The 19,274-nt window shown below is 72.5% G+C and carries 13 protein-coding genes and 1 rRNA gene (1 of these 14 only partly in view); 11 read left to right on the forward strand and 3 right to left on the reverse strand.

The window, feature by feature from the left end:
• A 16S ribosomal RNA gene (locus WMF44_RS21545) occupies window positions 1-466 on the reverse strand; it reaches 1,091 nt to the left of the window's first position.
• A gap of 1,528 nt (window positions 467-1,994) precedes the next feature.
• On the opposite strand from WMF44_RS21545, the gene WMF44_RS21550 reads away from it, so the two are divergent.
• Together WMF44_RS21550 and WMF44_RS21555 are read left to right on the forward strand one after the other, a co-directional pair.
• Window positions 1,995-3,554, forward strand: coding sequence for a hypothetical protein (locus WMF44_RS21550; protein ID WP_437300979.1), 1,560 nt, complete (start codon window positions 1,995-1,997; stop codon window positions 3,552-3,554).
• 44 nt (window positions 3,555-3,598) lie between these two features.
• Window positions 3,599-8,212, forward strand: a complete 4,614-nt coding sequence (locus tag WMF44_RS21555; RefSeq protein ID WP_437300980.1) for a HEAT repeat domain-containing protein — start codon at window positions 3,599-3,601, stop codon at window positions 8,210-8,212.
• Window positions 8,213-8,231: 19 nt separating this feature from the next.
• Here the strand turns inward: WMF44_RS21555 and WMF44_RS21560 are convergent, their stop codons facing one another.
• Window positions 8,232-8,741 (reverse strand): hypothetical protein, encoded by a 510-nt coding sequence (locus WMF44_RS21560; protein ID WP_437300981.1) that lies wholly within the window; start codon window positions 8,739-8,741, stop codon window positions 8,232-8,234.
• 94 nt (window positions 8,742-8,835) lie between these two features.
• Between WMF44_RS21560 and WMF44_RS21565 the strand changes: the two genes are divergently transcribed.
• From WMF44_RS21565 to WMF44_RS21585, 5 genes are all read left to right on the forward strand, one after another.
• Window positions 8,836-9,522, forward strand: a complete 687-nt coding sequence (locus WMF44_RS21565; RefSeq protein WP_437300982.1) for a DUF1349 domain-containing protein — start codon at window positions 8,836-8,838, stop codon at window positions 9,520-9,522.
• Window positions 9,523-10,238: 716 nt separating this feature from the next.
• Complete coding sequence (locus tag WMF44_RS21570; protein ID WP_437300983.1) at window positions 10,239-10,592, forward strand: hypothetical protein; 354 nt, start codon at window positions 10,239-10,241, stop codon at window positions 10,590-10,592.
• A 277-nt stretch (window positions 10,593-10,869) separates the two neighbouring features.
• A complete protein-coding gene (locus WMF44_RS21575; RefSeq protein WP_437300984.1) occupies window positions 10,870-12,171 on the forward strand; it encodes a cytochrome P450 in 1,302 nt (433 codons plus the stop codon).
• A gap of 439 nt (window positions 12,172-12,610) precedes the next feature.
• Complete coding sequence (locus WMF44_RS21580; protein ID WP_437300985.1) at window positions 12,611-13,156, forward strand: hypothetical protein; 546 nt, start codon at window positions 12,611-12,613, stop codon at window positions 13,154-13,156.
• A 287-nt stretch (window positions 13,157-13,443) separates the two neighbouring features.
• Window positions 13,444-14,265 (forward strand): GNAT family N-acetyltransferase, encoded by an 822-nt coding sequence (locus WMF44_RS21585; RefSeq protein WP_437300986.1) that lies wholly within the window; start codon window positions 13,444-13,446, stop codon window positions 14,263-14,265.
• A gap of 16 nt (window positions 14,266-14,281) precedes the next feature.
• On the opposite strand, the gene WMF44_RS21590 is transcribed toward WMF44_RS21585, so the two are convergent.
• Window positions 14,282-16,114 (reverse strand): M2 family metallopeptidase, encoded by a 1,833-nt coding sequence (locus WMF44_RS21590; protein WP_437300987.1) that lies wholly within the window; start codon window positions 16,112-16,114, stop codon window positions 14,282-14,284.
• A 283-nt stretch (window positions 16,115-16,397) separates the two neighbouring features.
• Here WMF44_RS21590 and WMF44_RS21595 point away from each other — a divergent pair, with 283 nt between their 5' ends.
• From WMF44_RS21595 to WMF44_RS21610, 4 genes are all read left to right on the forward strand, one after another.
• On the forward strand, window positions 16,398-16,784 hold the full coding sequence (locus WMF44_RS21595; RefSeq protein WP_437300988.1) for a VOC family protein: 387 nt from the start codon (window positions 16,398-16,400) through the stop codon (window positions 16,782-16,784).
• Window positions 16,785-16,976: 192 nt separating this feature from the next.
• Window positions 16,977-17,375, forward strand: a complete 399-nt coding sequence (locus tag WMF44_RS21600) for a PEGA domain-containing protein (protein ID WP_437300989.1) — start codon at window positions 16,977-16,979, stop codon at window positions 17,373-17,375.
• A gap of 337 nt (window positions 17,376-17,712) precedes the next feature.
• Window positions 17,713-18,510 carry a hypothetical protein gene (locus WMF44_RS21605; RefSeq protein WP_437300990.1) on the forward strand — a complete coding sequence of 266 codons (798 nt, stop codon included), beginning with the start codon at window positions 17,713-17,715 and terminating at the stop codon, window positions 18,508-18,510.
• A gap of 146 nt (window positions 18,511-18,656) precedes the next feature.
• Window positions 18,657-19,235, forward strand: a complete 579-nt coding sequence (locus WMF44_RS21610; RefSeq protein ID WP_437300991.1) for a Uma2 family endonuclease — start codon at window positions 18,657-18,659, stop codon at window positions 19,233-19,235.
• The last annotated feature ends 39 nt before the right edge of the window (window positions 19,236-19,274 follow it).

Below are 19,274 nucleotides of genomic sequence, written 5' to 3' on the forward strand. Positions count from 1 at the left end.
CTTATTCGTCCCCCTCCACAGAGCTTTACAACCCGAAGGCCTTCATCACTCACGCGGCGTCGCTGCGTCAGGCTTTCGCCCATTGCGCAAGATTCCCCACTGCTGCCTCCCGTAGGAGTCTGGACCGTGTCTCAGTTCCAGTGTGGCTGATCATCCTCTCAGACCAGCTACCCGTCTTCGCCTTGGTAGGCCATTACCCTACCAACTAGCTGATGGGCCGCAGGCTCATCCCCTGGCGCCAGCTTTCATGAAGAGGCCGGCTTTGACCTCACCTCCTTTCGAAGGCGTGGTCTCATGCTGTATTAGCGCTCCTTTCGGAACGTTATCCACCACCTGGGGGCAGATTACCTACGTGTTACTCACCCGTGCGCCGCTTTACCGGGGCCGAAGCCCTTTCTCGCTCGACTTGCATGTGTTAAGCGCGCCGCTAACGTTCGTTCTGAGCCAGGATCAAACTCTCCAGTTAAATCCTGTTGCATCAGACGGTGGCTAACACCGCCTGACTTGCTCGTCTTTATGACGTGCGAGGTCGAGCTTGCGCTCGCCTTTGGGACCCACGTCACTTCGTAGGCATACAACCCAGTTTTCAAGGACCGAGGAGGAGAGACAAGCTCACCTCGACCATCCGCAATCCGTGCCCGCCTCCGGCCGAGCCGACTCGACTGCGGCTCCCCTCTCGGGTCACCTCGTCGCGTCGCTCGCCTCTCGCTGAGGCTGGCCTCGATCGGCCCAGAGAGACACAAGCCCTTGCTTGCCGACTCTCCAGCTCCGTCGTTCGGGGCGGGCTTTTTAACCGCCTGCCTCGAATCTGTCAACCTTTTCTTTCGAGAAGGCCGACTTGTCACAACCGCTCACATCCACAACAACCAACCGAGCGGCCCGGGCCGGCAGCGCTTCCGCTGCTCGGTTTCCGATCCGCCGGTTCGGGGCGGGCTTTCTAACGACCTGCCTCGAACCTGTCAACCCTTTCTCTCGCGTTCTCTTTCGAGAAGTTCGAGCGAGAAGATCGACTCGCTGACCGGGTTGCTCGATCACCCGGCCCTTCGAACGGACTCCCGGGGAGTCTCGCTGAAGTCGCCCGGTCGCCCTGCTCACCGACCGGCCTGGACCGGTCAAGCGAGCGGCCCAGAGCCGCAGCGTCTCCGCTGCTCAGCTGCTGGTCCTCAGCTCGGGGCGGGCCTTCTAACGGCCTGCCTCGAACCTGTCAACCCTTTCCTTCGACTGGATCGACTCGGTCGATCCTGCCGACCTGCCTCGGCCGCCTGATGAGCGATCCGGAGGCGCAGCGGCTTCGCTGCTCAAGATGTCGGCTTCCGCCGGCGTTTCCGACGACGTGCGACGGTGAACTTATCTATGTTTCATGGGGGTGTCAACGGGCGCGATCCGCGGCCAGATGGCCTCGAGCGCTCGGTCGTGTGCGTGCCGGCGCCGCATCGGTCGGCTCGCCCTGCTCGCCCTGCTCGCCGCCTCGCGCACCTCGCCGCGCCTCGCCGCCCGGTGCGGCGTCGAGACACGTCCGCGGGACCGGCCGCCCGCCATGTCACCGGACGACAGAACCGCCCAGGGCGCGAGGACGACGTTGCGTCCGCTGGCGCAGCGCGCAGCGCGCAGCGCGCGGCGCGCCGTCCGCCGGGCCCGGCGTGGCGTACCGGGCCCGAGCTCGCCCGCCGCGTGCCGGGCCCGAGCTCGCCCGCCACGACCTCGGCTCGCACGAGGACGTGACGCCGCAGGAGACCCTCCCGGGCGAGAGCCCGCCGTGGACGCTCTCCGTGCGCGGGCCAGAGCCGCGCGAGCGCACCATCGGCCGTCTGGAGCGCATGCGCCCGCACGCAAAGGAGTACGCAAAGGACTAACGAGACCTTCACTGCAGCACGGCTGCGCGTGCGTGCCGCGCGCGTGCATCGATTGCGCGACGCATCCTCCTCTCCGCTGGCCTGACCTCTGCAGACACCGGCGACCCAGGTGGCACAGGGTAGGCGTCGGGGGGAGCGGCCATGACAATGCGCATCGGGGCGATGGCGGTGGGCTCAGCGGTTCTCGCGCTGGGCTGTATGGACCTGGATCAGCAAGAGCCGCCACGCGAAGGCGTGGCCGCTCTGCAGATACAGAGCGGCGCGCGGCCGGAGACGCCGCGCTTCATCGAGGGTGGATCGATTCCGTACGTGCTCGGCTTCTCGCCGGAGACCGGGCAGATCCTCGGCGGCTCGCACTCGCTCCTCATCCCGCTGACCGGGACGCGAGAGGCCATCGACGGCGCGAACCTGCCCACGAGCCTGCATCCGGAGCTCAGGGGGTCGTACGTGGCGCTGAACTCGAGCCTGCTGCAAGGCCACTCCACGGGCCCCTTCGCCTCGCAGTGGTGGCCGCAGAACAGGAACGGCATCGCGGACCGGTGGAACTCCGCGGTCAAGGACTACGGCGATCTGACGTCCGATCCAGACAATCTCTCGCCGGCCGAGAAGTACGATCTCCTGTTCTACGCGGGACAGGGCCGGTCCCTCGATGCACCCGCGGGCGCAATCACCTTGGAGATGGGCCGGGCTGACGGGCTGCGCGCTCCCCGGGCGACGCGCGTGGCGGGGCCGACGACGTACTGGGAGCTGAAGCACCACGGCCTGTATCAAGGGGTGACCCCGGAGTACTGGTGGGGACACTGCAACGGCTGGGCGGCCTACGTCGTCGCCGAGGACGGCGGGCCGCCGCAGCGCGACATCCGCGTGAAGCTCTCGGGCGGCCAGGTGACCACGTGCGCTTCGGTGGAGACGGGGTGCATCCTGTTCCGCACCGCCGATATCGAGGCGCTCATGACCGAGGTGTACCACAGCGACTCGGCCACGGTGTCCGGGCGGCGCTGCGAGGCGCGGGAGGACCTCGTCCAGCGCGATCAGTACGGCAGGCCCGTCGATCCGGCGTGCCGCGACCTGAACCCCGGGACGATGCACATCGCCATGACCGGCCTCCTCGGGCTGGGCGCGAGCTCCATCAGCTCGACGTCCAGCGCCCGGGCGCGGCGCGCGTTCGTCGTCGACTACACCTGGCACCGCGAGGTGTGGAGCTACCCGGTCACGTCGTTCGCCATCGACGCGATGGCGGAGGTGAGCGCGCAGGAGGCAGCGCGGCTCGTCTGTAACGGCGGGTTCCAGGGGGCGGATTGCTACAATTACCGGTTCAACCCGTACGCGAGGCGCTTCGTCCGGGTCAGCGGGCGCTACGGGATGGTCTCGGACGAGGTGAGCCCCGAGCAGCTCCTCCAGCCCCCCGCGCAGCGCAACATCCCGCTCATGAACGTGGAGCTCCACTACGTGCTCGAGCTCGACGATCGGCTGGCCGTGATCGGCGGCGAGTGGATCAGGAACCCCGCCCTCGTCAACGGCATCAACGGCAAGTCGATGCACCCCGACTACCTCTGGCTCCCGGTGAGGGCGCAGGGCCCAGGGGAAGACGCCGACGATCTCGGCGGCTCCACGGACAACCCGTACATCGCGTACTCGCGCGCGAAGGCGCTGCTGAATCTGTCGCGCGCTGCCGTGACGGGGAGCAGGCCGTCGGAGTAACTCCGGCGCCGCGCCGCCGCGCGCCGGTCTACGATGGCGCCGCCATGGTGCACCTGGACGAGACGTTCGCCGCGGCGCTCCGCCGCGCGGACGTGCGGTGGCTCGCCGAGCACGTCGAGCACGTCGGTGAAGCGCGCTGCAGCAAGGAGATGCTCCGCCAGCTCGTCGAGCACGAGGACGAGCGCGTGCGGTACCTCGGGCTCACCCGGATGGCCCAGGACGCCCGGCGCGAGGGCAGCGCAGGGCGGCGAGAGCTCGCGGCGCTGCTCCCGCGCACGCTGCGCACGCTGGACAGGACGCCGGAGGTCGCGCTGCTCCTCGCCGGGCTCTACCGCGAGCTGTGGCCCTCCCTCCCGGATCAGCGCCTCCCGGCGTGGCGCGAGGCCTCGCTCCCCGCCGCCGTTCGCGTCGCGTGGCTCCGGACCGAGATCCTCACGCGGCCGGAGGCCGTCCGCGGCGAGCCCGCCGGCGAGCTCCTCTACCAGGCGCTCCACGCGCTCGATCCGGCCGAGATCCCCGCGCCCGAGGCGCTCCTCCCCGAGCTCGCGGCGCGCCGCGATCCGGTCCTCGCGGCCGCGGCGCTCGACCTCACCCGGCGATGCCTGCACGCGGCGCTGCTCGCGCCCGAGCAGGCGCGCGCGGTGCTCGCCGCGCTGCTCGACGCGGCGGCGCCCGCGATCGTCGCGGGCGCGCTGCGCGAGCTCGCCGCGCCCTGGGCCGTCCTCGCCGGCGCGCCGCTCCCGGGCGCGCGCCTCGGGCAGCTCCTCGGCGGCGCCCCCGAGGTGGCCGCCGCCGCGCTGGAGACGGCGGCGCGCCACGGCGAGGGCGCCGCGCTCCGCGCGTTCGTCTCCCGCGAGGACGCGCCGCCGCGGCTCCGGCAGCGGGCGCTCACGCTCCTCGGCGAGCACGCGACCCGCGAGGACGTCGGCGCCATCCTGCGCGTCGCGGCGGGCGATCCGCTGCTGCTCGGCCCGAGCGCGATCGCCTGCCTGCGCGCGCTGCACCGGCGCGGGCACTTCCCCGCCCCGGAGCACGCGGCGGCCCTGCTCGATCTCGCCCTCGCCGATCCCACGATCGCCGCGGAGGACGTCGCGGCTATCGCCTTCACCTGCCGCCGCGCGCTCCTGTCGGCGCTCGCCGCGGTGCCGGGCGGCGACGCGAGCTGGCCGCGCCGCGCCGAGATCATCGTCGCCATGGCGCGGCAGGGCGCGGCGGATCTGCCGCTCGGCGACGCGCTCGCCGAGAAGCTCCGCGACGCGCCATCACCCGCGCCCCTCCTGCGCGCGCTGGGCGCCCTGCGCCACGCGGCCGCGGAGGACGACGTGCTCGCCGCCCTGCCGCGCGCGCCCGCCGCGGCCCTGGAGGCGCTCGCCGCGATCGGCGGCCCACGCACGGCGGAGGCGCTCCGGGCCGCGCTGGGCCAGGGCGGCGCGGGCGCGGCCACGGCGCCGCACCTCCGAGGCGAGCGCCACCGCGCCGCGGCGCTGCTCTGGCACCTGACGGAGGATCCGGCGGACCGGCGCGCGCTCGTCGCCCGCCTGAACCCCCGGGACCTGCCGGCCGAGATCGCCGCCGACCTCGCCGGGGCCGAGGCGGCGGAGCTCGCGGTGCTCCAGCGCGCGGTGAAGCGGTGCACGCCAGCGGACGCGCTCAGGGCGCTCGCGCGCGCGGGCGACGCGAGCGCCCTGCCGGCGATCGCCGATCTGCTGCTCCGGATCGCGGCGGACCAGGCCGCGGCGTGGGCCCCCGGCGGGCCGGCCGAGCCGCCCGAGCGCGACCTCGACCGGGGCCCCGCGCGGCCCGCGGAGCCGGCGATCCCGGACGATGTCGCGGAGGCGATCCGCGGCCTCGGGCGGCGGCTCCACCAGCGCCGGAAGATCCGGCCTGTCTGCCTCCTCGACGCCGCGAGCGAGAGCGCCGCCGGCGACGCGCTGCTCGCGAGCCTCGCCCTCGACCTCCTCGACCGGCCCGGCGTGTCCGCGGGCGAGCGCGCGCTCCTCGTCGACCTGCTGCGCTCGGCGCGCGGTCATGCCGCGCGCTCGCGCGTCCCGCGCTTGCTCCGCCACCGCGATCCCCGCGTGCGCAAGCGCGTGATCGCGCTGCTCGCCGAGGACGGCGCCGAGGCGCTCTCGGCCAGCCTGACGCTCCTCACGGGCGCGGGCGACGTGCAGACGGCGAGGCAGGCGCTGCGCGCGCTCGGGGGCATGGAGGCGCGCTGGGCCTGCCCCGCCATCACCGCGTGCCTCGATCACCCGAACATGAGCATCAAGAAGACGGCGGCCGAGGCCCTGGCGCGGGCGGGCGGGCCCGAGGCCGCGCCGAAGCTCGTCTTCTGGCTCGGCCGCCACGACAACCCGGGGCTGCGCGCGGCGCTCGAGGCCGCGCTGCGGGCGATCGTCGGACCGGCCTGCGAGGCGACGATCCTCGCCGCCGCAGGGGCGGTGGAGGACGAGCGCGCCCGCGACCGGCTGCTCGACGCCCTGAGCGGCAAGCTGTCGGCCCAGGCGATCCGGAGCGGGCTCCGCCAGGGATCGGCCGCGGCGGCGCGCCTGCTCGAGCGGGTGCTCGACGGCGAGATCGCCCTCGCCTCCGGGACCGCCGACGAGCTCGCCGTGGAGATCGAGGCGCACGGCCTCCCCGCCCGCGTGCGAGGGCGGCCGGGCGCCGCGCCTCCCCCAGGCGCCGCGGACGCGCTCGCCGCCGCGCTCGCCCGCGACGGCTGGGACGACGCGACGGCGCGGCGCCTGCTCGAGCGGCAGGCGGCGCTGACGCAGCGGTGGCTCGCCGCCCTGCGGAAGCTCGCGCCGGAGTGGCTCCGCCTGGCGGCGGACGAGCCGGCGCTGCGCGACGCGGCGCTCCGGCTGATCGTCCGCGCGTCCACCGCCCCGTGGTCGCCCGTCGAGGCGCGCCTGTACGCCCGGCACGCCGCGGTGCTGCTCGACGGGCTCGCCGCGGCGGCGGCCGATCTGCGCGACGGGCTGCTCCCGCTGCTCGAGGAGGCGGCGCCCGAGCTCGCGCGCGCCGAGGCGCTCGGCGTCGCGGCGCGCGTGCGCGGGCTCGCGCCGGCGCCGGGGGCGCGCCGATCGCCGCTCGCGCTCCTGCGGCGGTGCGGGGCGATCCTCGGGCGCGCCGACGTGGACCAGGCGCTCGCGATGGCGCGCGCCGCCGCCGATCCGTGGACGGCCGAGCCGGCGATCCTGCGCGAGGCGTTCGGGGTGACGGCCGAGGCGGGTGATGGCGAGGATCCCGAGGGCGCGGCCGCGTGGCGGGCGGCGCTCCGGGCCGCGGCGCTGGAGCCGGCGGCGCTCGCGGCGCTCAGGGCGGGGCCGCGCGGCGGCCTCGGCTCGCGCGCGCAGCTCGCCGCGCTCATCGAGGTGTTCCCGGCCGCGGCCGAGCCGGCGCGGCCGGCGCTGCTCGACTGGATGGAGTCGCTCCAGCCGATCGGCGCGCCGCCCTGGACCCTCGCCGAGCAGGCGGCCGCGCCGAGCGGCGAGGCGCGGGTGCCCCGGCCGTTCGATCTCGACCAGCCGCGCTCGGCCGCGCTCCGCGAGCGCCTGCTGTCGATGCTGGCCGCGCCGGCGCCCGAGCTCCGGACCCACGCCGCCGTCGCGCTCCTCTCCTGGCCGGAGCCCGACGCCCGCGCCGCCGTGCTGCGGGCCTACCTGCGCGGCGACGTGCACGGCGTCGACCGCCCGGGGCTGCCCTCCCTGGCGCACTCGCTGCTCGATCTCTCCGAGGAAGAGCTCCGGGGCGACCCGGCCGACGAGGCGCGCCGGGAGCGCGCGGCGCGCCTCGCGGCCCAGCTGATGCCGCCGGAAGCGGAGCGCCTGTTCCCGCAGCTGCTCTCGTGGTGGGAGTCGGGCGCGCCGGCGACGCGCGCGGCGGCGGCCCAGGCGATCCGCCGCGTCGCGCCCGACGCGCGGGCGGCTCGGCTTGTCGATCGCCTCCGGCAGGGGGCGTGGGGCTACCTCGATCTGGTCGCCAGCGAGCGGCTGCTCCGGACGCCGGAGCTCGAGGCCGTGGTGGAGCGCCTCCGCGCCGAGGGGCGCGCCGATCTGGCCGGGCGGCTCTCGCTCGACGACGGCCCGCTCCGGCCGCCCGGAGGGGGACGTGCGGCCGAGGACGCGCGGGCGCTGGAGGCCCTGCGCGCGCGCCCGGAGCCGCAGGCGCCCGAGGCGAGCGACCGAGGTCTGTCGCGGCAGGAGCTCGTGCGGCTCGCGCGCGCAGGCGACGCGGAGCAGGCGCGCCGGGCGCTCTCGGCGCTGGCCGGGGCGCCCGACGGGGAGCTCGCGGCGCTGCTCGTGGAGCTGCTCGGCGATCGGCGCCCCCGGGTGCGGCTCCACGCGCACCGGCTGCTCCGCGACGCGGTCGATCGCGCCGCCTACCTGCGCGCGACGTGCGCGCTGCTCTCGGACCCGCTGCCGGACGTTGTCCGCTCGGCGATCCGGATCCTCTGCTTTGCGCCGTGGCCGCCGGCGCTCCCCGCGATCGTGGGCCTGCTCCTGCACCCGCACGCGGTCGTCCGCCGCGCGGCCGCGGAGGGGCTCGGGCACGTGGGCGCGCCGGCGCTCCCCGCGCTCAAGGACGCGCTGGGCCGCGCTCGGCCGGACCGGCGCGAGGTCTATGCGGAGGTGATGAGGCGGATCGAGGGGCGGTGATCGCGCGGGGCGCCGCTCCTCAGTTGACGCGCGGCCCCGGCGCATCCCCGGTGATGCGCGGCCCCGGCGCATCCCCGGGCGCCGCTCCCGGCCCGAGCTCCCCTGCCCCGGGCGCGGCCGGCGGCGACATGACGCCGCGGTCGGGCTCGCCGAGGACGCAGGCCTCCTTCCCCTCGACGACCTTGCAGCGGTAGTCGGCCGGGCATTTCCCCCCGCACGGCTGCCGCAAACACATCCCTGTGGCGGCGTCGCACGCCGTCCCGGTTGGACACGCCGCGTAGCAGGTATCGTACAACGCGCGGTTTGCGACGGTCGACCCGGCCGCACTGGCGAGGGCGGCCGCTGCGTCCGCATAGCCGGTGCCGGTGACCCCGGTGCTGGCGTTCTCGTCCCGGTCACCATCACCACCAGGCGATGTGCGCACCGCCCTCGCGCCGAGCAGGAACTCCGGCGGTCCCTTCCGCGAGGTGAAGCACCCTGCCAGGATTCCAATCGAGCAGCAAGAGATCAGAAGGACGGTAATTCGCATAGAACCGAGATCCTCCATACACACCGAAACGATTCCACGACAACACAGGAGCACACTCCGGTACCATCGACGCGATGCAGGGGAGGGAGACGAGGTGAGCGAACCTGTGCACCTAACGCCGTGGCCCACACCACTCCGCTGGGAGGTACCGCCCAGGAGCTGGAGCGCCGCGAAAGCGTCGAGCCTGACCGTCACAGCGGGCGGCGAGACCGACCTGTTCCTCGATCCGGAGCGCACGCGGGGCGCGCTGAACGCGCCGCGCTTGCTCGGGACGCCGCACGGGGACTTCCTTGCCAGCGCGCGGGTGACGGTGGGCTTCTCGGCGGTGCGCGACGCGGGCGTGTTGCTCCTCTGGGCGCACGAGCGCTCGTGGGCGAAGCTCTGCTTCGAGCTCTCGCCGGAGGGCGCCCCGACGGTCGTCTCCGTCGTGACCCGCGGCCTGTCGGACGACCGCCGATCCTTCGAGGTCGACGCGGATCATGTCTGGCTGCGCGTCTCGCGGCTCGGGCGGGTGTGCGCGTTCCACGCCTCCACCGACGGGACGACATGGCGCCTCGTCCGCAGCTTCTCGCTGGGCAGCACGGCGGAGCTCGCCGTCGGCTTCTCGGCCCAGTCGCCCGCAGGCGACGGCTGCACAGCGGTCTTCGACGACATCCGCTTCGCCCCGCGCCGGCTCGGCGACCTCCGCAGCGGAGACGCCGTGTACGGCGACGCGCTGGCGCGCGCCGGTCAGATGCCGCCGCTCACCGGGCTCGCCTTGCCGCTCCCGCACGTGCTGTGAAGCGCGAGCCGCGCGATGGCGCGCGCGGCCTCGTCCTGCGCGCTCCCCCGCGGCGCCCATGAGCGCGCAAGAGCCGGCGTGACGGCGGCGCCAGGGACAGGCGAAGGCGCGCCCGGGTGTCCCTGGCGCGCCGCGTCCTGTCCCTGGCATGCCGCGTCCTGTCCCTGGCATGCCGCGTCCTGTCCCTGGCATGCCGCGTCCTGTCCCCTGGCGCGTCGCGTCTTGTCCCTGGCAACGCCGCGTCTTGTCCCTGGCACGCCGTGCGTCGTCCCTGGCACGCCATACCTCGGCCCTGACGGCGGTCCGCATGTCCCTGCCGGCAACTCCGTAGTTCGCTGTCGGCGCTGATCGTGTCCCTGACCAGGATCTCCACATCCAGGTCGCTCGATTTCGTGTCCCTGGCGGCGTTCTCCATGTCCTGTCGCCAGGCTCCGTGTCCCTGGCGATCGTATCCATCTTCGATGTCGCTCGTTTCCCTGGCTCTCGTGACGTTCTCCGTGTCCCTGTCGCACGATTTTTCCCCGGGAGCGGAGATGCCTCGATATCTGAAGTCAAGTGAAGTCAAGCCAGTGACGCTGTAGCGTCGGGTGACAGACGCCCCGAGCATAGCTCTTGCTCGTGAATCCGACGAGGCTCGCGAACGGTGACCACCGGGGCTCCACCGCGACGAGTCTCCGTCGTCGGCAACGAGTCTACGTCGTAGAAAGAGGGGAAGTATGAGCAATCGTCGCAATCTCCAGAACTGGCTCGGCATGGCGCTGGTGACAGGGCTCGTCTGCGTCTCCGGCTCCGCCTGCGTGGGTTCCATGGATCCGTCGGTCGACAGCGAAGAAGCCGGCGAGACCGAGCAAGCGATCGTGACCGGGTTCGTGGCAGGGAGCAGGCTCGATTGCACGATGTCGGGCCCCACCCCGACGGGGAGGCGGTGGGCATATCTGATCGTCGGCAATGACCAGTCCACCTGTTACCGGACTCCCAACATCCATCGCCCGGACCTGGCGCCGGAGACCGCCATCTCCTGCCACTCTCTCGGCAGGAGCATCGGATGTGATTCCCTCCAGGACCTCTAGGTCCCATCCCATCAGGCGGACGCGCGCGGCGGGGCGGCTCGGCCGAGCGTGAACCGCCTGGTCGAGATCGAGGCGACGCCGAGGGCGGTCGCGGTCCCCTCGGCACCGCGAGCACCTCGTGTGGTGCACGCTGGCCCCTCGGCGCGCCGCGCCGCGAGCATGACCATCGCCGCGGTCCTCGTCTGCGCCTGCGCGCCGAGCGCCCTCCTCGGGCGGGCGTTCTGCCGATCTCCCGGGCTGTTTCCCTCGCTCGCCGGACCCGGTAGCCTCGGGGCCGATGCTTGAAGAGAACACCCCTCAGGGGACGCCGGCCGGCGCGAGCGCGCGCCGGGTCGGCGCGCTGTTCCAGCCCTTCTCGCCGGGTTATGCCGACGACCCCGCGCGCGCCTTCTATCAGGCGGCGCACCGGGAGGCGCCGGTCGCTTACAGCGAGGCGTTCTCCGCCTACCTCGTCACGGGCCACGCCGAGCTCACGCAGGTGCTCCGCGAGCCGGTCGCGTTCTCTTCCGCGCACATCCTCGACCTGCCGCCGGATCTGCCGCCGGAGGTGATCGCCGAGCTCAAGCAGGGCGTGTACGAGCTGCCGCCGGCGCTCTTCAACAACGACCCTCCCGGGCACACGCGCGCGCGGGCGCTGTTCTCCAAGGGGTTCACGCCGGCGAGGGTCGCCTCCCTCGAGCCGGCGATCGCCCGGGCCGCAAACGAGCTGGTGCGCGCCATGGACCCGGGCAGCGGCCCTGTGGATCTGATGCAGGCGCTCGCCTTCCCGCTCCCCTTGCAGATGAGCGCCGCCCTCGTCGGGATACCGCTCGAGGACGCGCCCCTGCTCAGGGCCTGCCAGGACGAGCGGTTCACGCTCTACGATCCGACGGCCGACACGGCGCGAAAGGTGGAGGCGGCGCGGCGGTTCGTCTCCTACGAGCGCTACCTGACCGCCCTCATCGAGCGGCGCCGCGCCGAGCCTGCCGACGACCTCATCACCGCCCTGATCGGCGCCCGCGTCGACGGCGAGGCGCCGCTGTCGGTCGACGAGATGATCTCGCATATCATCGTCCTGTTCTTCGCCGGCTACGAGACCGTCGCGAGCCTGATCGGCTCTCTCGTGCTCCGCCTGCTGGAGGCGCCCGCGCTCTGGGACGCCATCGGCGGCGACGCGGCGCTGCTCCAGGCGGCGATCGAGGAGACGCTCCGGATCGACGCGCCCGTGCAGATGGAGCCGCGGCGCGCGACGGCGCCCGCGGTCGTCGGCGGCGTCGAGATCCCCGCGGGCGCCACGGCGTTCGCCTTCTTCGGGGCCGCCAACCACGACCCCACGGTCTTCCCGAGCCCGGATCGGTTCGACGTGACCCGCCCCGTCGCCCCCCCGCGCGGGCGGCACCTCGGCTTCGGCTGGGGGGTCCACACGTGCATCGGCGCTCCCCTCGCGCGCATCGAGGTGAGGTGCGCCGTGCAGGCGCTGCGCGCGGCGTTCCCCGGGCTGCGCCTCGCCGCCGCGGCGCGGCCGAGCTACGCGCCCAGCCTGTTCTTCCGCAAGCCCACGGCCGTGCCGGTGACGCTCGGCGCGGCGTCGCCCTCGTGAGAGGATCGAAGAAAGCATCCATACCCCTGCCCCGATCGGCGTCCGTCGAGATCAGCCGATATCAGCCGGCGTCAGTGGGCATCAGCCGGCGTCAGTGGACATCAGTCGGCGTCGGGCGACTTCAGTCGACGTTGAGCCTCGCCGCAATGGCGCGCTGTTGACCCAGCAGTTTCAAGCAGTTGTCGACAGATGGCGGCAGCAAAAAAACATCGCTGAGCGTGTCGATCTCGGGCCCGCCCGTTCGTCGTGACGGTAGAACCAGGGCGCATCCGGTCAGTGCCGTCCGGACGACCCGCTTCGAACCAGCACGACCCAGGAGAGGAGATACGACATGCGATCCATGATCACCGCGGAACCGGCCACCAATGACGCGAAGGCAGCGCGGGAGCGGCCGGAACACGCGCCGCCGCGTTCCTATCGCCGGACGAGGAGCGCGGTCGTGAGGCGCGTCTCGATGGCAGCGTGCCTGTTCGTCGCCGCGTGCGGCGGCGCGGAGGACGGCAGTGATCCGGAGCTGACCGGGGGCGGCGGCGCGGGAGGCTCGAGCGATCCGGAGCTGACCGGGGGCGGCGGCGCGGGAGGCTCGAGCGATCCGGAGCCGACCGCGTGGAAGGACATGAACTTCGAGCAGCGCGTCGCGTACATGAACAGCGACGTCCTGCCGCGGATGAAGGAGGTGTTCGTGGCGTACGACCCGGCGTTCGAGACCATGGACTGCGCGACGTGCCACGGCGCCGACGGGCCCACGCGCGCCTACGCCATGCCGAGCCCGGCGATCGCCGTGCTGCCCGACACCGAGGAGGGGTTCCTCGAGTACGTGCAAGACCCGGAGCACCCCGAGCGCGCGGAGTGGAGCACCTTCATGTTCGAGAAGGTCGTGCCCGAGATGGCCAGCCTGCTCCAGCGCGTCCAGTACGACCCCACGACCGGCAATGGCGACTTCTCGTGCAACAACTGCCACACGCTGGGGTCGGTCGAGCCGTGAGGCCGCCCGAGGGGGGAACGAGCGGCGCTCACCTCGGCCCCCTCGCGCCCGTCGGCGCACCTCCGCCCCGTGGTCCGCGTCCTTCTGGGACTGGCACCTTCGCGTTGGCTTCGTCACATCCGGCGCCCTGATCCGCCAGGTTCGATCGGATCATCCTGCTCGGCGAGAGCGCTTCGCTGCTGCCGAGCCGACGGCCACGGCAGCGCCGCGGGGCCCGCGCGCGCGACGGCGAAAGCTCGATCGCCGGGCGCCCGGCCCGGTATATCTCGGTCCAGAGGAGGTCTCCCATGTCCGACCCGCTCGAGATCGCAGAGTGCAACGCGCAGTTCCTGGCCGCCTGGATCCACTTCAGCCGCCGCCTCCCCGGCCACCGGATCGAGCACACGGACGGTGTCTCCGTCATCCTCTCGGGCACGGGCATGGCCCTGCTCAACATCGCCACGCTCTCCTCACCGGCCGGCAACCTCACGGATCTGGAGCGCCGCGCGCGCATCGGCGCCGAGCTCGCCCGGACCGGCGGCGTCCCCTGGTTCTTCGCGCTGTCCGACAGCTGGGCGCCCGGCGGCGACGCGGAAGCGGCCGCCGAGCTCCTGGCCGGGCTCGGCTTCCAACCTGCGGTGTCGATCATGGGCATGGTGGCCGACGCGCTCCCCACCCCGCGGCGGGAGATCGCCGGCCTGGAGCTCAGGCGCGTGGGCGACGCCGAGGCGCGCGCCGCCGTCGCCGATCTCAACTCCGTCGCCTATGGCCTCCCGCTCCCCACCGGGCGCGCCGCCCTGGCCCACGAGGCGTTGTGGGACGACCGGGCGTTCGGGCGGGTCGGCTACGTGGGCGACCAGCCGGTATGCTGCGCGGCGACGTTCATGGTGGCGGGGATCCGGTACGTGGGCTTCGTCGCCACCGCGGCCGAGCACCGGCGCAAAGGCTACGCCGAGGCGGTGATGCGCTGCTGTCTCGACGACGCGCTGAGCGCCACCGGCGCCCAGAAGACCGTCCTCCACGCGACGGACCTGGGGCGGCCCGTGTACGACGTGATGGGCTACCACGCGGTCACGCGCTTCGCCTTCTACACGCCGCCGGCGGACTACCTGCCGCCGCCGCAGGCCTGATCCCGCGCGCCCCCGCCTACCACCCGCACGTCTTGCCGCGGTTCTGCTGATCGAGCCAGTCCTTGAGCGGCCCGAAGTAGTCGAGCATCGGCGCCGCATCCATCCGCCGCGATCCCGTCACCACCTCGAGCGCCTCCGGCCACGGGCGGCTCCGCCCCATCTCCAGCATCCGCCGGAGACGCTCGCCGGCCTTGTCGCTGTCGTAGATCGTGCAGCGGTGGAGCGGCCCCTTGTACCCCGCTGCCTCGCAGAGCGCGCGGTGGAACTGGAACTGGAGGATATGGGCGAAGAAGTACCGGATGTACGGGACGCTCGCGGCCACATGGTACTTCGCGCCAGGATCGAAGTCCGACTCGGAGCGAGGCACCGGCGGCACGACTCCCTGGTACCTCCTCCGGAGCTCCCAGTAGGCCTTGTTGTATCCCGCCGGCTGGATGTCCCCCGAGAACACCCCCCAGCGCCACCGGTCGACCGAGACGGCGAACGGCAGGAAGGCGATCTTGCCGAGGGCCTCGCGGAGGAGGAGCGAGAGATCGCTGGAGGCGGGGGGCAGCTGGTCCACGAGCCCGATCCGCTGGAGGTACTCCGGGCTGACCGAGAGCCCGATCGTGTCGCCGATGGCCTCGTGAAACGCGGGGTTGGGGCTGTCGCGGTACAGGAGCGGCAGGTGGTTGTACGCGCGCTGGTAGAAGGTGTGGCCGAGCTCGTGGTGGATCGTCTGGAAGTCGCCGGCCGTGATCTCGATGCACATCTTGATGCGCAGATCCTCCTCGTCATCGATGTTCCACGCGCTCGCGTGGCAGACGACGTCGCGATCCGCCGGCTTGACGAAGAGCGACCGCTCCCAGAAGGTGGCCGGGAGCGGCTCGAACCCGAGCGAGACGAAGAAGCGCTCGCCCGTCTTCACCATCTCGATCGGCGTGTACCCCTTCGCCTGCAGCGCGGCGTCGAGATCGTAGATCGGCGCGGCGCCCTCGGGCTCCATGAGATCGTAGAGGTTGCTCCAGTCCTGCGCCCACATGTTGCCGAGCAGATCCGCCCGGATCGGGCCCTTGCCGGGCGCGACGTCCTCGCCGTACTTCGCGGCGAGCCGGCCCCGCGCGTAGCAGTGGAGCGCGTCGTAGAGCGGCTTGACCTGCCCCCAGAGCCGATCGACCTCCCGCGACAGCACGCCGGGCCGCATCTCGAATTTCGAGCGCCACGCGTCGCCTGTGTCCTTGAACCCGAGCTCGCGGGCGCCCTGGTTCGCCAGCTGGACGAGCCGCGTGAAATCGGCCCGCATGGGGGCAGAGACCGTGTGCCAGCCGACCCACGCCCGCTTCAGCTCCTCGGGGTCGCGGCTCTTCGCGAGGGTCCTGCTCAGGTCCTCGAGAGTGAGGCACTCGCCGCTCGCGGGGCAGTACTTGCCCGCTCCGTACATGGCCTCCAGCCTCGACGCGATGGTCGCGACCTCCTTCGTTTTCGCGGGATCGGCGGGCGCGTAGAGCGTGAGGGACGTTCGCAGGAGCTCGAGCCGGCGGCGGACGTCATAGGGCAGATCGAGGTCGAGGAAGCGGGCGGCCCGCTTCGCGTAATCGGCCTGCACCCCGAGCAGCTTCGCGCTCGCCGCGGCCGCGAGGATCTCGGTGTCGACGGTGATGTACGTCGCCGCCACCCACGCCGCGCGGTTGTTGTAGGTGCTGAGCTCATGCAGCTCCGCCTCGGCCGCCTCGATGAACCGCGCGGCCTCCTCCGCCGCCGGGTCGGTGGCGGGCTGCGGCGGCGTGGGCGGGGCGGGGTCGGAGCAGGCCGCCGTGAGCGCGAGCATGCTGCAGGGCAACGCGACGACGAACATCGGAATGCGCACCATTTCTCGCCGCTCCTCGATCGCGGACAGCTCCGGCGTACGACCGTCCCTCCACCCCGGACGCGCAGAGGGCGCGGGGTGCGCTTCGGCGCCGCGATCCTGGTGGGGCTCCTAAGGCCGCTCGCCGGCTCCAGCAATCCTCCCGGGCGCGCGGCGGCGAGGGCCGAGAGGCGGCAAAGTCCGCTCGATCCAGGTCATCGCGCCAGCCTGGAGGTGGCCTCTCGCCGCGAGATCGCTCAAGATCCGCCGGAGATGGGCAACCGCCCATGAAAGGGAGGAAGTGAGCATGGCCGTCCAGCTCAATCACACCATCGTCCCGGCGCGGGACAAGACGACGTCCGCCACCTTTTTGACCGAGATCCTGGGCCTCTCGGCGCCGGTGCCGTTCGGGCACTTCTTGACGGTGCGGCTCGACAACGACGTCACGCTCGACTTCATCGACACCCCTGGCGAGATCCGCTCCCAGCACCTCGCCTTCCTGGTCAGCGAGGCCGAGTTCGACGAGATCTTCGGTCGAATCCGCGAACGCCAGATCCCGTACTGGGCCGATCCCAGAGCGCAGCACCCCGGGGAGATCAACCACCATGACGGCGGGCGCGGCGTCTACTTCCCCGATCCCGCCGGACACTTCCTCGAGATCATCACCCGTCCTTACGGCAGCGGCGGCGGATGACCGGGCGATCGCTCGATCGGGGGAAAGAGCCCCTCCTCGATTGAGAGAGGCTCGCCGCCGTCTCGGTGGGGATCCCCCCGGTGGGCCTGCGCGCCCTGCCTGGGCCGCAGCGAGCGCGCCGTGGCGGAGCGCTGCGCGGTAAGGTCAACCTCACCATTTCCTCCCGCGCGTTTCCTGTCTAGCTTTGGGTCCATGCTTCGCACCTCCACCCTCCTCGTCACCCTCGCCATCGCCGGCTGCGGCGGCGCCCCGACGCCGCCGCCGGAGCCCCCGCGACCGGCGCCGATCGCCGCCGAGCCCGAGCCGGAGCCCGAGCCTCCGCTCGACGACGCGCCGATGCTCGACGTGATCGCCGCGCAGCCGACCGAGATCCTGCTGGACGGCAAGCCCATCGGGACGACGCCGATCTCGGGGCGCAAGGTCGCGCCCGGATCGCACGAGGTGACGTTCGTGGACCCGGAGCGCGGCAACCGGACCATGATGGTGACGCTCGAGCCCGGCGACGCGAAGACGGTCCAGTCGGACCCGCCACCTTCCCTCGTGGAGGCGAGCGGCGGCGCGACGGGCGACAAGCAGGGCGAGAAGAAGTAGCGTCAGGAGAGCGAACGCGTGCTCGGGCGCGAGGAGCGCGAGATCTCCCCTGCGGGATGGGCCATGGCGAACGGGGAGCGACCTGGTAACCATCGTCGCTATCTTCGACCCGATGGGTGATCGATGGAGCTTCCGTCAATGGTTGCGGGCAACGCTGCTCGGGCGAGCCGTCGAGCCCTCGAGCCATGAGCCTTCGCGGATCAGCCATTCCTGCTACAGGACGCCGGCCCCTCGCGGCGAGCCGCGGCGCGACGGCTCGCCACCCCACGCTGCCGGCGATGTCGTCACCTCCGACACAGCGCTGACCGCGTTGATGCTCGGGGCCCAAGAGCCCTACTTGAAGACCAGCGAGCTCGATACGGTGCGCATCGACCCTCCGGGGCTCTTGGATTCGTGGTCCGTCACCGGAGTGAGCCAGTGGTTCTGGCAATACCAGCGCCGCAACCTCATCCTCTTCGAGAGAGGAGAGAACCGATACATCTACGTTCCCGCGCGGCGGGCGCTCACGTGGGCCCTGGCGGGAGGCGTCGTGCCCCGAGATGCCCTCGAGGATCGAGCGCGCGAGGGGGCTATGCATGCGGAGCCGGCGGATCGGATGCGCCTCGAGCACCTGCGCGGCTGCGCTCTCGACAGCGCCCCTGGCGGGGACGGGTGGGCGGCGCTCGTCCAGCGCGTGCGCGGCGAGGCGCCGCCGCAGCCAGGCGACATCGATCTCGCGAGGTTCGTACATCGCGATCTCTGGAGGGCCGCCGACTCAGCGCTCCTCGAGTCCATGGCCGGCGCCTTCGGTGTGCTGGACCTGCTCGCGGTGTTTCAGGGGCTCGGCAGCCACGAGTTCACGCTCCCACGCGTGCTCTTCGGCGGAGAAGCCGAGCAGTTCATCGACGAGCGCCTCGGCGGCCGCACACCAGGGCACGTCCGCGACGAGCTGCAGCGCGGAGCACCTGCCGCACGGTGGAGCGACGGCCCGCGGCGGCTGGCAGCTGTCGTCGATCGGCGTCACGCGCTCGACGGCTGCGTCGGCGGCCATGAAGCGGAGCTCGCGCTGGTCCGCCTGGAGCTGTCCACGAGCGGGTGGGTGTACGAGCGCAAGGTGCTCTGGGCCGACGCGGAGGAAGGCGAGCCGATGAGCTGAGCTTCACGGGGATCCCAGGACCTGCGCCAGCACGCGCTGCCCGCGGCGGCGCCGCGATCGCCGGCGCGCCGAGCCGATGTGGCGGCGGCGCGCCAGCCGTCCCCCGTCTGTCGCCAGCCCTCGCCCGCTGCGCTAAGCTGCGTGCCATGGGCGATGGCGCCGCCAGCCGACGCATGAGCGCCGCCGAGTACCTGGCGTGGGAGCGCGAGCAGCCCGCGAAGCACGAGTACCACCTCGGTGAGGTCTTCGCGATGGCCGGCGGCAGCCCGCGGCACAACTTCCTGTCGACCGCCGCGGGCGCAGAGCTCCGCGCGGCCGTGCGCGGCAGGGGGTGCCACGTGCTCTCGTCCGATCAACGGATCTCGGCCAGACAGGGAGAGCGCTACGTTTACGCGGATGTCGTCGTCGTGCGCGGCGGCGTGCAGACCGAGCCAGGCGCCGGCGACGTCCTCTCGAACCCCACTGCCATCGTGGAGGTGCTCTCGCGCAGCACCGAGGCCTTCGATCGGGGCGAGAAGTGGGAAGGGTACCAGCGGCTCCCCTGCCTGACGGACTACCTGCTCGTCTCACCATGGCACGTGCGTATCGAGCACTATCGACGCGAGGGGGACGGCTCCTGGCGGTATCGCGTGCTCGAGCGGGGCGATACGATCGCCCTGGCGAACGGCGCCCAGATCTCGGTCGACGCCATCTACGACGGCGCCTTCGAGATAGAAGCCGACTGACCTCGCAGAGTTTCACCGCGGGCGGCCGGATGTGGCAGC

The sequence above is a fragment of the Sorangium sp. So ce426 genome (assembly GCF_051475585.1).
Classification (GTDB): domain Bacteria; phylum Myxococcota_A; class Polyangia; order Polyangiales; family Polyangiaceae; genus Sorangium; species Sorangium cellulosum_B.

What these genes read in the sequence shown, in the direction of transcription:
- WMF44_RS21610 (WP_437300991.1), top strand. Translation starts at nt 18,657, where the DNA reads ATGGGCGATGGCGCCGCCAGCCGACGCATGAGCGCCGCCGAGTACCTG.
- WMF44_RS21590 (WP_437300987.1), bottom strand. Translation starts at nt 16,114, where the DNA reads ATGGTGCGCATTCCGATGTTCGTCGTCGCGTTGCCCTGCAGCATGCTC.
- WMF44_RS21570 (WP_437300983.1), top strand. Translation starts at nt 10,239, where the DNA reads ATGAGCAATCGTCGCAATCTCCAGAACTGGCTCGGCATGGCGCTGGTG.
- WMF44_RS21560 (WP_437300981.1), bottom strand. Translation starts at nt 8,741, where the DNA reads ATGCGAATTACCGTCCTTCTGATCTCTTGCTGCTCGATTGGAATCCTG.
- WMF44_RS21575 (WP_437300984.1), top strand. Translation starts at nt 10,870, where the DNA reads ATGCTTGAAGAGAACACCCCTCAGGGGACGCCGGCCGGCGCGAGCGCG.
- WMF44_RS21585 (WP_437300986.1), top strand. Translation starts at nt 13,444, where the DNA reads ATGTCCGACCCGCTCGAGATCGCAGAGTGCAACGCGCAGTTCCTGGCC.
- WMF44_RS21550 (WP_437300979.1), top strand. Translation starts at nt 1,995, where the DNA reads ATGACAATGCGCATCGGGGCGATGGCGGTGGGCTCAGCGGTTCTCGCG.
- WMF44_RS21555 (WP_437300980.1), top strand. Translation starts at nt 3,599, where the DNA reads ATGGTGCACCTGGACGAGACGTTCGCCGCGGCGCTCCGCCGCGCGGAC.
- WMF44_RS21595 (WP_437300988.1), top strand. Translation starts at nt 16,398, where the DNA reads ATGGCCGTCCAGCTCAATCACACCATCGTCCCGGCGCGGGACAAGACG.
- WMF44_RS21600 (WP_437300989.1), top strand. Translation starts at nt 16,977, where the DNA reads ATGCTTCGCACCTCCACCCTCCTCGTCACCCTCGCCATCGCCGGCTGC.